This is a genomic window from Blastochloris viridis (assembly GCF_001402875.1).
Lineage (GTDB): Bacteria > Pseudomonadota > Alphaproteobacteria > Rhizobiales > Xanthobacteraceae > Blastochloris > Blastochloris viridis.
In genome coordinates, this window is the sequence record NZ_CP012946.1 from 2,934,716 (window position 1) to 2,947,498 (window position 12,783).

A 12,783-nucleotide genomic window follows, 5' to 3' on the forward strand; every position below is an offset into this window, starting at 1 on the left:
CCCTGCCCTCCCCCACCGGCGTCCGCTGAACGCGGTCAGGCGAAACGTCGCTTGCGGATGCCCGCGACTGACGCGCCGGAGGCTCCGCGTGTCTTGTTGATGGCTGTCTGCCGCGCCGGCCGGCGCCTGCTGAGCGCGGGCGCCGGGCCGAGACGTCGGGGCTGAAACGCCAGCCCCGGCGGCCGAGGTGGTGTGCCCGGGTTCGAGGCCCGGGTCGTTGATGGCGTCACGCCATTATTGGCCGAGATCGGGCGCGATCTTGATGCAGGCCTCGATCAGGCCCTGCACCGAGGCGACCGACTTCTCGAACATCGCGCGCTCGTCCTTGTCGAGCTGAATCTCGACGACGCGCTCGACACCCTTGGCGCCGATCACCACCGGCACGCCGACATAGATGTCCTTCAGGCCGTACTGGCCGGAGAGGTGGGCGGCGCACGGCACCACGCGCTTTTTGTCCTTGAGGTAGGCGTCGGCCATGGCGATGGCCGCGGTCGCCGGGGCGTAGAACGCCGAGCCGGTCTTGAGCAGATTGACGATCTCGGCGCCGCCGTCGCGGGTGCGCTGGATGATCTTGTCGAGCCGGTCCTGGCTGGTCCAGCCCATCTTGACCAGGTCGGGCAGCGGAATGCCGGCGACGGTGGAGTAGCGCGACAGCGGCACCATGGTGTCGCCGTGGCCGCCGAGCACGAAGGCGGTGACGTCCTCGACCGAAACGTTGAACTCTTCCGCCAGGAAGTGGCGGAAGCGCGCGGAGTCGAGCACGCCGGCCATGCCGACCACCATGTTCTTGGGCAGGCCGGAGGCCTTCTGCAGCGCCCACACCATGGCGTCGAGCGGATTGGTGATGCAGATGACGAAGGCGTTCGGCGCGTACTTGCGGATGCCGGCGCCAACCTGCTCCATGACCTTGAGGTTGATGCCGATCAGGTCGTCGCGGCTCATGCCGGGCTTGCGCGGCACGCCGGCGGTGACGATGACGACGTCGGCGCCCTCAATCGCCTCGTAGGTCTGGGTGCCGGTGAACTTGGCGTCGAAGCCCTCGACCGGCGCGGACTCGGCGATGTCGAGCGCCTTGCCCTGCGGAATGCCTTCCATGATGTCGAACAGGACGACATCGCCGAGCTCCTTGAGCCCGGCGAGATGGGCGAGGGTGCCGCCGATCTGGCCGGCGCCGATCAGGGCAATCTTGTTGCGCGCCATGTGCTGCAGTTCCTGGTGGACGGGCGGAGTCCTCGGATGGGGGACCTCGTCCTGGTGAACGTGAGGCGGCCAGCGGAGCCGGCCTATCGCCGTTCCAATATCGCTCCGTCCGGCCGGCATCAAGCCGCGACGGATTCAGCGAAAATGCCGTTTTACCGGGCAGGCGACGGCGTTGGCAGCCGGCGTTGGCCCGGGAAAGCGTCGCGGAAACAGCTTCTTGGTATCAAAACACCCGACTCCACCGCGCCGCCCGCCTCATTCCAAAGGCGAAGCTGACAAGTTTCAAATTTTGTAAGTTGAAACACACGGCCCGCGTGCGACAATCTGCCTACAACAGCCCGGCATGGAGCGCCCGCAGCACCAGCCGCGTTGCCGCCGCCACCCGCGCGTCGATCTCCTCGCGCGGCACCGCGCCGTCCGCCGCCACCGCCGCGGGGTCGAAGAAGCGATGGAGGACATCGAGCATCACCGTCGCGGTGCGATCCCGGCTGCGCAGCCGGAACAGTGAGGCGCTCACCCCCTCCTCCAGGATGCGGTCGATCAGGGTGCGCAGCCGCTGGCGATGGCGGCGGGCGACGAGGCGGCCGGCGGCGAACGCCGCCAAATGCAGCGCGGCGAGGTTGGGCTCGCTCTCGACCCGGTCGCGCCACAGCCGGGCATAGGCCAGGATCAGCCGCTCCAGCTTGTCGTCGGCGGGGTCCGGGGCGTCGGTGACGCCCTGCAGCGCCGCCTCCAGCTCTTTCAGCCACGCTCCGGTGATGGCGTCGACCAGCGCCTCCTTGGACGGGAAGTAGCGGTAGACATTGGCGTGGGTCATGCCGGCGTCGCGGGCGACCGCCACCACCGTGGTGCGCTCGATGCCATGGCGGCGGACGTGCTCGGTGGCGACGTCGAGCAACGCATCGCCGCGCGGACCGGTGGCGCGCGCCGCCGGCATGATCAGCGCCAAGCCCGATCTGACGTCGTCAGACCGGGTGCCTGTGATCTCGCTCGGTCCCGCATGTTCTGGCGCAAAACCGGTCCCCACGTTTGCGGAAAATGCACCCTGAGCCACCGCATTTTCTGACGCAAAACCGGTTCCCACTTTTGCGGAAAATGCACCCTGAGCCACCGCATGTTCTGACGCAAAACCGGTTCCCACTTTTGCTGAAAATGCGTCAGGTCTCCACCAGCCCGGTGGCGTCGCCGCTGGCGGCGGAGTCCGGCCGGCCGTGCGGCAGCGCCATGTAGTCGGCCGAGCGCATCTCCATCAGCCGCGAGGCGGTGCGGGCGAAGGCGAAGCTCTCATAGCCGTCGCTGCCGGTCCATAGCGCGTCGGGCTCGGCGGCGGCGGAGACCAGCAGCTTGACGCGGTTGTCGTAGAGCGTGTCGATCAGGGTGATGAAGCGGCGGGCCTCGTTGCGGGTGGCCTCGTCCATCTGCGGCACGCCGTCGACGATCACGGTGTGGAAGCCCTCGGCGATGGCGAGGTAGTCGGCCGGGCCCAGCGGCACCTCGCACAGCTCATGGAAGCCGAACCGGGCGGCACCACGCGCTGCCTTCGGCACCTTGAGCTCGCGGCCGAGCAGCCGGAGGCAGGCCGGAGCGCCGCCAGTCTCGCCGGCGATGCGCCGCCAGGCCGATTCGAGGGCGTGGCGGGCGCTGTCGTCGGCCGGCACGTGCCAGACCTTGACGCCGCCCAGCTTCTCCATGCGGAAATCGGTGCGCGAGGCGAGCTGCGCCACCTCCATCCGCTCGGCGAGAAGGCCGAGGAAGGGCACGAACAGCGCGCGGTTGAGGCCGTTCTCGTACAGCCGCTCCGGCGGCACGTTGGAGGTGGCGACCACCACCACGCCGCGGGCGAACAGCCGGCTGAACAGCCGGCCGAGGATCATGGCGTCGGCGATGTCGGTGACGTGGAACTCGTCGAAGCACAGCAGCACCGCCTCGTCCGCCAGCGCGTCCGCCACCGGCACCACCGGCTCGTCGCCCTTGACCTCGCCGTGCTTCTTCTTCTGGCGCCAATCGTGGATGCGGGCGTGGACGTCCTGCATGAAGGCGTGGAAATGGACCCGCCGCTTGGTAACCTGCGGCGCCGCCTCGAAGAACAGGTCCATCAGCATGGTCTTGCCGCGGCCGACCTCGCCCCAGACATACAGCCCGCGCGGCGGCGCCACCGCCTTGCGGGCGAACAGCCAGCCGAGCGCCGACGACTTCAGCGCCAGCCGGTAGACCGCGAGTTGGTGGCCCAGCGCATCGAGCCGGCCGGCAATGTCTTCCTGGGCGGGGTCATGCTCGATCTCGCCGAGATCGACGAGGCCTTGGTAGCGGTCGAGAATGGAGGGCTGCATCGAGCGAACTGATCGGTTGGTCCGGTTGGGCGAACTTCGGGCGGCGCCGGCGGCGCGCGGCTGGGCAGAGCGCGGACCAGGACGGGGATGATGGGGCAGCATGAGGCGCCGACCCGCAGGGTGATCGCGCCGCTAGGCGTTCGCCCCACCGGACCGACCGCTGCCACGCCGGCGCCGCGGCGGCCTGGGTGCGACGCCATGCCGAAGCTTCACCGTGCCACCCGATTTTCAGCCGAAGCCGGAGCGCGATCCTTGCCCGGCCAAGCTGAAATCATCCCTGACCCTGCCGGGTCCGGCCCAGGACTTAACCATGACTTATGCGCTGCACAAGGACGCCGCCGCCGCGGCGGCGACCTTGGCCATCACCGTCAGCGATACCGAAATATTCCGCTACCGGCGACGCAGCCTCGGCGGAATTTTGCACTGAATCCCAATCGTCCTATCGCCGTCCATTTCCGCATAAAGTCCCAGAATTTGCCGCCACTCCTGGGAATTCCCACCTTTTTCTGCGCCTTCAGTCCGCGCTACATGAATTTCGTCATATCGATTAACGTAATGTTATTTTTCCAGCTTGACGCTCCCGTTGTCGCGATGCAACCATTTGCATTGCTAAACATTGTGCATTGCAGCATACACATGACAGAACTTTTCGGTCGCGTAACTAGATCGATTCCTGCCGGGAGTTCAGTCGATCCCAGCGTGTGGAGCGCAATGGCAATGATGCATGAGCCCTTGGTCGTCGGTGGGGTCATTCGAAAACTTTGGTCGAGCGAAGCGCTGCTCTACCGCGATCATCTGCTGCGGCTGGCGGCGGATGACCGTCGCCAGCGCTTCGGCCTTGAGGTTACCGACGACAGCATTGCCGCCCATGCTCTTGCCGCCTTCGACACCGGCGCGGTGGTGCACGGCTTCTTCATCGACGGGGTGCTGCGCGGCGCCGCCGAGCTGCACGTCCTCAGCCGTACCCCGCCGGTCGAGGGCGAACTCGCCTTCAGCGTCGAGGCGGAGTACCGCAATTCCGGCATTGGCTCGGCGCTGTTCGGGCGCACCCTGCTGGTCGCGCGCAACCGCGGCGTCGCCACGGTGACGATGAACTGCCTGCCGTCCAACCGGCCGATGCAGTCGCTGGCCAAAAAGTTCGAGGCCAAGATCCGCTACAATCTCGCCGACGTCATCGGCGAGCTGAAGACCCCGGGCCCCACCCCGATCTCGCTGTGGCGGGAAATGGTGGCCGACGGCAGCGGCCTCGCCGCCAGCCTGATCGACGCCCAGATGCGCGCGATGCGGGTCGACTGACACCGAGGACGCCAAGCATCGCATCGCCGGCCGAGCCGAACGCCGGCACTCCCTCGTGGCCTCACCTTTGGTTGATGCCGTGTTCGGTTGATCAAGTCGTGATCCCCGAAACAGGAACGGACTCCGGCCTGGTCGGCCGGAGTTCGTAGGACGGCGGATGTCCGTTTGCGGTGTGGCGCCGGCGTTCCACGTGGTGCCCGCGCATCGCGTCGATCCAGCTAATTCATTGATTTTGAGACAAAATTCGGCGGGAAGCGAGATTCGCAAGCTCTGAGGATCCAGCGACAGCGGGGGTCTCGAAGGAGGAGGCGGACCTTGCTGAGGTCGGCCCCATGGTTCGATACGGCTGCTTCGCAGCCGCCTCACCGTGAGGCCGAGTAAGGCACCCGTCAGCGGCTCGGAGCGACGGAGCCAGGGTCGCCCTGCAAGCGTACGACAGACTCCGTCCGTTCCAGGCTGGATAGCTCAATGCTCCTCGCCGGCGAGCGCGGTCGACAGGCCGAGTTCGTTGAGCTTGGCGTTGACCGCCTCGACCGGCCGCTTCAGCCGCAGGCTGATCATGTGGACCGGCACCCGCTCATGGGCCAGCTCGCGGAGCTGATGCACCGCCTCAGCGCTCCAGCCGATACGATCGGTTTCGTCCATTGTCGCCTCCCTAAGCGGTGCCCGGCTCACCGGGACCGCAGGATGGGATCGTGCTGTGATCGGGTTCCCGGCCGCCGCTTGGGCGCCAAGCCGGATCGGCCGGGCACCGCCGCGATAACCGGCGACTGCGACCGAGGTTCCGACCGGCGCGGCACGACCGGGTTCCACCGGATGCGGCAGGCCGAGCCCGCTCGCGCATCGCACCGCCAATGTGAGGACGCGCCGTGGCCAGCGCGCACCGTTTTGTGTTCAGGTCTGCCGTTCGACCAGGAGCTTCTTGATCTCGGCGATCGCTTTCGCCGGGTTCAAGCCCTTCGGGCATGCCTTCGAGCAGTTGAGGATGGTGTGGCAGCGATAGAGCCGGAACGGGTCCTCGACGTGGTCGAGCCGCTCGCCGGTGTATTCATCGCGGCTGTCGATGATCCAGCGATAGGCCTGCAGCAGCACCGCCGGGCCGAGATAGCGGTCGGCGTTCCACCAGTAGCTCGGGCACGAGGTCGAGCAGCAAAAGCACAGGATGCACTCGTAGAGCCCGTCGAGCTTGGCGCGGTCGTCGTGGGTCTGCTCCCACTCCTTTTCCGGCGCCGGCGTCACCGTCTTCAGCCACGGATCGATGGCGGCGTGCTGGGCGTAGATCGCGGTGAGGTCGGGCACCAGATCCTTCACCACCGGCATGTGCGGCAGCGGATAGATCTTGATGACGCCCTTCACCTCGTCCATGCCCTTGGTGCAGGCCAGGGTGTTGACGCCGTCGATATTCATCGCGCACGAGCCGCAGATGCCCTCGCGGCATGAGCGACGGAAGGTCAGGGTCGGGTCGACCTTGTTCTTGATCCAGATCAGCCCGTCGAGCACCATCGGCCCGCAATCGCCGCGGTCGACGTAATAGGTGTCGATGCGCGGATTGTGGCCGTCCTCGGGATCCCAGCGGTAGATGCGCAGCTCGGTGAGGTTGACCGCACCCTTGGGGTGCGGCCACACCTTGCCCTGCTTGACCTTGGAGTTCTTCGGCAGCGTGAACTGGACCATCATCAAACCTATTTAGATCGCGACTTAATCTTCATCTTCAAGGGCTACTTTGAGGTCATTGTTTTCCTCAATGCGCAGCATCCTGATGTCGCGAACAGCCGGTGTGAACCACGGGAATTTTTTCGCTAACCGTTGTACTACCCGAACGCATTTCACAGCGTCGACGGTTTCGTCTCCGAAGTACGCACTTCCCTGTTTCCATTCGAAGCCTCGCGACGTCAAATAGTTCCTGACATCAGCGTAAGCATTGTTCCAGGACTGGTTAGGGTAAGTTTGCTTTAAGATTTCGGTGTCGAAATCGAACACGATCGCGTACACTCGCCCCCCCCTTGGTCTATTGTGTCCGATGCCGACCGCTGTAGCCATCTGAAAGCCCTCAATAGACGCGCTTCTTCGGCTCGATGTATTCGACGTCGTTGGAGAGCGTGTAGGTGTGCACCGGCCGGTAGTCGATCGTGACCGACTTCTTGACCGGGTCTGCCCACAGCAAGGTGTGCTTCATCCAGTTGGCATCGTCGCGGTCCGGAAAATCCTCGCGGGCGTGGGCGCCGCGCGACTCGGTGCGGTTCGCGGCCGCCTCCATCGTCACCACCGCCTGCGCGATCAGATTGTCGAACTCCAGCGTCTCGATCAGGTCGGAGTTCCAGATCAGCGAGCGGTCGGTGACCTTGAGATCGGCCGAGGTCTGCCACACCTGGTGGATCAGTTCCTTGCCTTCCGCCAGCACCTCGCCGGTGCGGAACACCGCGCAGTTCGACTGCATCACCTTCTGCATCTCAAGGCGCAGCTTGGCGGTCGGGGTCGAGCCCGAGGCGTGGCGCAGGGTGTCGAGCCGGCCCAGCGCGGCGTCGTAGGCGTCGCCGGGCAGGTCGTCGTGACCACGCTTGTCGATGGTCTCGGCGCAGCGCGCGCCGGCGGCGCGGCCGAACACCACGAGGTCGATCAGCGAGTTCGAGCCGAGGCGGTTGGCGCCGTGCACCGACACGCACGCCGCCTCGCCGACCGCGAGCAGACCCGGCACCACCTGGTCGGGATTGCCGCCCGCCTTGGTCAGCACCTCGCCGTGGAAATTGGTCGGGATGCCACCCATGTTGTAGTGAACGGTCGGGATGACCGGGATCGGCTCCTTGGTGACGTCGACGCCGGCGAAAATCATCGCGCTCTCGGAGATACCGGGCAGGCGCTCGGCCAGCACCTTGGGATCGAGATGGTCGAGGTGCAGGTAGATGTGGTCCTTGTTCTTGCCGACGCCGCGGCCTTCCCTGATCTCGATCGTCATCGAGCGCGACACCACGTCGCGCGAGGCGAGATCCTTGGCGGACGGCGCGTAGCGCTCCATGAAGCGCTCGCCGGCGGCGTTGACGAGATAGCCGCCCTCGCCACGCGAGCCCTCGGTGATCAGGCAGCCCGAACCGTAAATGCCGGTCGGGTGGAATTGCACGAACTCCATGTCCTGCAGGGCGAGGCCGGCGCGCAGCACCATGGCGTTGCCGTCGCCGGTGCAGGTGTGGGCGCTGGTCGCCGAAAAGTAGGCGCGGCCGTAGCCGCCGGTGGCGAGCACGGTCTTGTGCGAGCGGAACGCGTGCAGCGTGCCGTCGTCGAGCTTCAGCGCGATCACGCCGCGGCAGGCGCCGCCCTCCATGATCAGGTCGAGCGCGAAATACTCGACGAAGAACTCGGCGCGGTGCTTCAGCGCCGCGCCGTACATGGTGTGCAGCATGGCATGGCCGGTGCGGTCGGCGGCGGCGCAGGTGCGCTGCGCGATGCCCTTGCCGAAATGCGTGGTCATGCCGCCGAACGGGCGCTGGTAGATCTTGCCGTCCTCGGTGCGCGAGAACGGCACGCCCCAGTGCTCCAGCTCGTAGACCGCGGCGGGGGCGTTGCGCACCATGTATTCGATGGCGTCCTGGTCGCCGAGCCAGTCCGACCCCTTGACGGTGTCGTACATGTGCCAGCGCCAATCGTCCTCGCCCATGTTGCCGAGCGAGGCGGCAACGCCGCCCTGCGCCGCCACGGTGTGCGAGCGGGTGGGGAACACCTTGGTGATGCACGCCGTGCGCAGCCCGGCCTGCGAGCAGCCGACCACGGCGCGAAGGCCCGCGCCGCCGGCGCCAACCACCACCACGTCGTACTTATGCTCGGTGATCGGATAGGCCTTGCCGTTGATCGAAGGCGCCGTCGCGCCGTTGGAGCCGTTCGTGGCCATTAAGCTCAACCCCCGAAAGCGATCTTGAGAACCGCGAACACCCCGGCCGCGCCGACGATGTAGCAGAAGAAGCTGTTCGCCATCAGCGTGGCGAACTTGATGAGATCGCCGTGCACGTAATCCTCGATGATCACCTGCATGCCGATCTTCATGTGATAGGCGCCGGTGGCGATCACCAGGACGAAGGGGATCGCGATCAGCGGATTGGCGATCCAGTGCAGCACGGTGGCGTGGTCCTTGCCGTGCAGGAACACCAGCGCGCCGACGAAGACGAGGGTGAGCGGGATCAGCGCGACGCCGGTGATGCGCTCGGCCCAGAAGTGCTGGGTGCCGTGCTTGGCCGAGCCCAGCGCGCGGGCGCGGGCCATCGGGGTGCGGATCGAGGTGTTGGCGTTCGACATCGGCTCTCTCAAAGCAGGAGGTAGGCCGCGCCCCAGACCGCGACGGTCAGGGCGCCGGAGAAAGCGAACGAGCCATAGGTCAGGAGCTCGCGCTCGACCGGACCGAAGCCGCGCCCAAAATCCCAGATGAAGTGACGAAGGCCGCCGGCCATGTGCTGGAACAGCGCCCAGGTGTAGCCGACCAGCACGAGCTGGCCGATCCAGGTGCCGAACGCCCAGCTGACGAGGTCGAACGCCTCCGGCGAGGTGATCGCCGCCACCAGCCACACCACCAGCAGCAGCGTACCGAAATACAGCGCCGCCCCGGTGATCCGGTGCAGGATGGAACTCATCATCGTCATCATCGGCCGGTAGATCATCAGATGCGGCGACAACGGCCGTTCGACGCGGGTTTGCACCTTTGCCATTCCTTCACTCCTGGCTGCTGCTCGGCTGCCGGCGCGCGGCGGGATGAAACGATCGTCCAGGCCGGCGCGCCACCCCGGCATGCGCAGTATCGCCGCGCTGCGGGTCGCTCCGATGACATTGTTCGGCGCCATCCGCCGATTTTCCAGCTCCGACCGGGAGGACCAACCCAGCCGAAACCGCCCTCTGGTTGTATAAATCGCAACCAAAAGGTGTATGACTTCGTCAGTTGCGAAGGTGACCGATCCGATTTCGCCACGCAATCTGTTTTTTGTCTAAGGTACCTTCTCGGTTCGCGAAGGTAGCGGCGACATTCTATGCGATTCGATCTGACTGACCTCGACCTGTTCCGCCACGTCGCCGACGCCGGCAGCATCACCGCCGGCGCGGCGCGGGTCAACCTCGCACTGGCTGCGGCATCGACTCGCATCCGCAACATGGAGGCCTCGCTCGGCGCCGCCCTTCTGGTACGAAGCCGCCAGGGCGTGACGCCGACCAATGCCGGCCGCACCCTGCTGCAGCACGCCCGCGCCATCCTGGCCCAGACCGAGCGCATGAACGCCGAGCTTGCGGCCTATTCCGGCGGCATGGCCGGGCAGGTGCGGGTGCTGTCCAACACCAACGCATTGACCGAGTTCCTGCCCGAGGCGCTGAGCGCCTTCCTCACCGCCAACCCCAAGATCAGCGTCGACATCGAGGAGCGATTGTCCGACGAGATCGTGGTGCTGGTGGCCGAGGGCGTCGCCGATATCGGCATTGTCGCCGGCACCGTCGACACCGGCTCGCTGGAAACCTTCCCGTTCCGCTCCGACCGGTTCGTGCTGGTGGTGGCGACGGACGATGCGCTGGCGGAGCTGAGCCGCGTCACCTTCTCCGACGTGCTCGGACACGATTTCGTCGGGCTCGACCGCGCCTCGGCGCTGCAGCGCTTCCTGGCTGACAAGGCGGCGCGCATCGGCCGCCAGTTGCGCTTACGGGTGCAGCTCCGCAGCTTCGATGCGGTGTGCCGCATGGTCGAGTGCAAGGTCGGGCTCGGCATCGTGCCGCAGAGCACCGCGCTGCGGGCGATGCGCAGCATGGCGATCAGAACCGTCGATCTCGACGACGCCTGGGCCCAGCGCGAGCTCACCATTTGCGTGCGCGGCCTGGACAAGCTGCCGCCCTACAGCCGCCGGCTGGTGGAGCACCTCAAGGGCGTCGAGGACCCGCAGCGTTAGGCGAACGGCCGACGGCTGGACCGCACGATCGGCCGCGAACTGCTTCAGTGGAAATAGCGGGTGTTGCCGTCGAGCCGCCACACCAGGCCGCTGGGGGTGAACTCCATCGTCACCGTGCCGTCGACCGCGGCGCCGGCGATGCGGGTCAGCACCATCGAGCCGAACCCGCGCGCGGCGGGTGGCGCCGCAATCGGCGGCCCGCCCTCCTCCAGCCATTCCAACTGGAAGCGGTCGTCGGCGCTGGCGCCCCATTTCACCACCACCCGGCCCTTGCCGTTGGACAGCGCGCCGAACCGGGTGGCGTTGCTGGCCAGTTCGTGGAAGGCGAGGCCGAGGTTCTGCGCCGGCTCCGGCGCGACCTCGACATTGGGGCCGTCGAGCACGAGCCGTTCGTCCGCCATCACGCCGAACGGCTTCATCTGCGCCAGCAGCAGATCGCGCAGCCGGATGCTGGCCCACTGCCGCTCCACCAGCAGCGCCTGGGTCAGCGACAACCCCTGCAGGCGCTCGGAGAATCGGTCGAGGAAATCGTTGATGCCGGTGGAGATGCGGCCGGTCTGGCGCGCCATGCCCTCCACCACCGCCAGCTGGTTCTTGGCGCGGTGCAGCGTCTCCCGCATCAGCAGTTCGACCCGGGCCTGGGAGTCCTTGCGGGCGGTGATGTCGTAGAACGCCACCACCCCGGCCACCACCGTTCCGGAACGGTCGCGCACCGGGGCCGAACTGACGGCGATGGTGCCACGGCTGCCGTCGCCACGGACGATGTCGATCTCGACCTCGGTCACCGTCTCGCCATAGCAGAGCGCCCGCGCCAGCGGCCATTCGTCGAGTTCGAAGCGTTGGCCGTCGGCGTGGAAGCCAACCAGGGTGGCGTAGGCATCAATGCCGCCAGTGGGATCGAGCGGGCCGCGCAGGATGGCGGAGACCTGATCGTTCGCCAGCAGCACCCGCCCGCTCGGCGCCTCGGCGACGATCACCCCGATCGGCATCGCCCGCACCACACCTTCCAGCCGGGCACGGCCGAGGTCGAGCTCGGACTCCGCGTCGCGCAAGGCGCGGCGACTGGCCCAGAACAGCGCAAACCCGGTAAGCAGCGCGAACGAGCCGAGCGCCGCCAGCCGCCGCAGCCAGGGGCGGTAGATCGCCCAGGACTCCACCGAATAGACCGCGGCGAGCGGCAAGCCCTCGATCCGCCGATAGGCCGCCACGCGGCTGGCGAGGTCGGCCGGCCGCTGGCCGGCGAACACATCGGCGCGACGCCCGCTCGCCAACGCCGCAAGCAGCGCCTCCGACGCCGGCACTGACGCCTCTTCGCTTATCGGGTAACGGACCAGAACGGTGCCGTCGGTGCGGATCAGCGCCGCGACGGAATCCTCGTCGCGGCTCAGCACGGCGCGGAAAAAGCCCTCGAAATAGCGCGGGCGGACCACCACCCCGATGCCGCCGTCGAAGCCGCCGTCGCGCGCCGTGCCGTCGCTGCGCGACAGCCGGCGGCTCACCGTGAAGGCGACGACGCCGCTGATGTCGCCCTTGAACGGCACGCTGACATAGAGCCCCGCGTCATCCCGCATGGCGAGAAAGTCGTCGCGACGGGACATGTCGATCGAAGGCGAGGGGAACCCCCGGCTGGTTACCGCAACGTGGCCGTCGGGGCCAACCAGGAACACCGCCTCGACTTCCGGCAGTTCGGTCGCGAGCGACTTCAACACGCCGTAGAGTTCCTGCGACTGGCGGATTTCCGGCCAGGTCCGACCGTCGATGTGCTCCTCGACCCGCGCCAGTACCACCCGGATCATCTGCAGCACCGCGGTGGCGTGCTCGGCCAGCGACTCGGTCTTCGCCAGCACCTCCTCGCGAAGATGACCGTGGGTCTGCCGATAGTCGACCACCGCCCCGACCAGAAAGATGGAGAGCGGTAGCAGCACTGAGGCCACAGCGAGAAAGTGTCCCGGACGTCGAAGAGACCGACGGCGCGAACTCTCGCTCGTCTGTTGGACAGAAGCCGGCATCGCGAAAATTTGCGCCCCTCAAGAACAATGCGACCAACGCCAGCA

Annotated in this window: 12 protein-coding genes; 2 read left to right on the forward strand and 10 right to left on the reverse strand. The window is 66.8% G+C overall.

Translation table 11 applies throughout. The features are described 5' to 3' along the window. Positions 1-234 precede the first annotated feature (234 nt). The 3 genes from mdh to zapE form a co-directional block, all read right to left on the reverse strand. Positions 235-1,200 (reverse strand): malate dehydrogenase, encoded by a 966-nt coding sequence (gene mdh, locus BVIR_RS12875; RefSeq protein WP_055038026.1) that lies wholly within the window; start codon positions 1,198-1,200, stop codon positions 235-237. 328 nt (positions 1,201-1,528) lie between these two features. Next, a complete protein-coding gene (locus BVIR_RS12880) occupies positions 1,529-2,149 on the reverse strand; it encodes a TetR/AcrR family transcriptional regulator (RefSeq protein ID WP_236823607.1) in 621 nt (206 codons plus the stop codon). Between the two features lie 208 nt (positions 2,150-2,357). Continuing rightward, positions 2,358-3,530, reverse strand: coding sequence for a cell division protein ZapE (gene zapE, locus BVIR_RS12885; protein ID WP_055038027.1), 1,173 nt, complete (start codon positions 3,528-3,530; stop codon positions 2,358-2,360). 717 nt (positions 3,531-4,247) lie between these two features. Here zapE and BVIR_RS12890 point away from each other — a divergent pair. Beyond that, positions 4,248-4,826 carry a GNAT family N-acetyltransferase gene (locus BVIR_RS12890; RefSeq protein ID WP_055038028.1) on the forward strand — a complete coding sequence of 193 codons (579 nt, stop codon included), beginning with the start codon at positions 4,248-4,250 and terminating at the stop codon, positions 4,824-4,826. A gap of 465 nt (positions 4,827-5,291) precedes the next feature. Here BVIR_RS12890 and BVIR_RS12895 read toward each other — a convergent pair whose 3' ends face one another. From BVIR_RS12895 to sdhC, 6 genes are all read right to left on the reverse strand, one after another. Next, positions 5,292-5,471, reverse strand: a complete 180-nt coding sequence (locus BVIR_RS12895) for a hypothetical protein (RefSeq protein WP_055038029.1) — start codon at positions 5,469-5,471, stop codon at positions 5,292-5,294. Positions 5,472-5,720: 249 nt separating this feature from the next. After that, positions 5,721-6,500, reverse strand: a complete 780-nt coding sequence (locus BVIR_RS12900) for a succinate dehydrogenase iron-sulfur subunit (protein WP_055038882.1) — start codon at positions 6,498-6,500, stop codon at positions 5,721-5,723. A 24-nt stretch (positions 6,501-6,524) separates the two neighbouring features. Beyond that, positions 6,525-6,818, reverse strand: coding sequence for a virulence factor (locus BVIR_RS16510; RefSeq protein ID WP_060832970.1), 294 nt, complete (start codon positions 6,816-6,818; stop codon positions 6,525-6,527). Positions 6,819-6,876: 58 nt separating this feature from the next. Further along, positions 6,877-8,706 (reverse strand): succinate dehydrogenase flavoprotein subunit, encoded by a 1,830-nt coding sequence (sdhA, locus tag BVIR_RS12905; RefSeq protein WP_055038030.1) that lies wholly within the window; start codon positions 8,704-8,706, stop codon positions 6,877-6,879. 5 nt (positions 8,707-8,711) lie between these two features. Next, positions 8,712-9,107: a succinate dehydrogenase, hydrophobic membrane anchor protein gene (gene sdhD, locus BVIR_RS12910; protein ID WP_055038031.1), complete on the reverse strand. Its 396-nt coding sequence runs from the start codon at positions 9,105-9,107 to the stop codon at positions 8,712-8,714. Positions 9,108-9,115: 8 nt separating this feature from the next. Continuing rightward, on the reverse strand, positions 9,116-9,514 hold the full coding sequence (gene sdhC, locus BVIR_RS12915) for a succinate dehydrogenase, cytochrome b556 subunit (protein WP_055038883.1): 399 nt from the start codon (positions 9,512-9,514) through the stop codon (positions 9,116-9,118). Positions 9,515-9,829: 315 nt separating this feature from the next. Between sdhC and BVIR_RS12920 the strand changes: the two genes are divergently transcribed. Next, the gene (locus tag BVIR_RS12920; protein ID WP_055038032.1) at positions 9,830-10,729 is read left to right on the forward strand and encodes a LysR family transcriptional regulator; all 900 of its coding nucleotides are present in this window, start codon (positions 9,830-9,832) and stop codon (positions 10,727-10,729) included. Between the two features lie 44 nt (positions 10,730-10,773). Here the strand turns inward: BVIR_RS12920 and BVIR_RS12925 are convergent, their stop codons facing one another. Beyond that, the gene (locus BVIR_RS12925) at positions 10,774-12,654 is read right to left on the reverse strand and encodes an HWE histidine kinase domain-containing protein (RefSeq protein WP_055038033.1); all 1,881 of its coding nucleotides are present in this window, start codon (positions 12,652-12,654) and stop codon (positions 10,774-10,776) included. Between the last annotated feature and the right edge of the window lie 129 nt (positions 12,655-12,783).

Coding starts and splice junctions, on each gene's coding strand:
- mdh (WP_055038026.1), bottom strand. CDS start 1,200: ATGGCGCGCAACAAGATTGCCCTGATCGGCGCCGGCCAGATCGGCGGC.
- zapE (WP_055038027.1), bottom strand. CDS start 3,530: ATGCAGCCCTCCATTCTCGACCGCTACCAAGGCCTCGTCGATCTCGGC.
- BVIR_RS12890 (WP_055038028.1), top strand. CDS start 4,248: ATGATGCATGAGCCCTTGGTCGTCGGTGGGGTCATTCGAAAACTTTGG.
- BVIR_RS12895 (WP_055038029.1), bottom strand. CDS start 5,471: ATGGACGAAACCGATCGTATCGGCTGGAGCGCTGAGGCGGTGCATCAG.
- BVIR_RS12900 (WP_055038882.1), bottom strand. CDS start 6,500: ATGGTCCAGTTCACGCTGCCGAAGAACTCCAAGGTCAAGCAGGGCAAG.
- sdhA (WP_055038030.1), bottom strand. CDS start 8,706: ATGGCCACGAACGGCTCCAACGGCGCGACGGCGCCTTCGATCAACGGC.
- sdhD (WP_055038031.1), bottom strand. CDS start 9,107: ATGTCGAACGCCAACACCTCGATCCGCACCCCGATGGCCCGCGCCCGC.
- sdhC (WP_055038883.1), bottom strand. CDS start 9,514: ATGGCAAAGGTGCAAACCCGCGTCGAACGGCCGTTGTCGCCGCATCTG.
- BVIR_RS12920 (WP_055038032.1), top strand. CDS start 9,830: ATGCGATTCGATCTGACTGACCTCGACCTGTTCCGCCACGTCGCCGAC.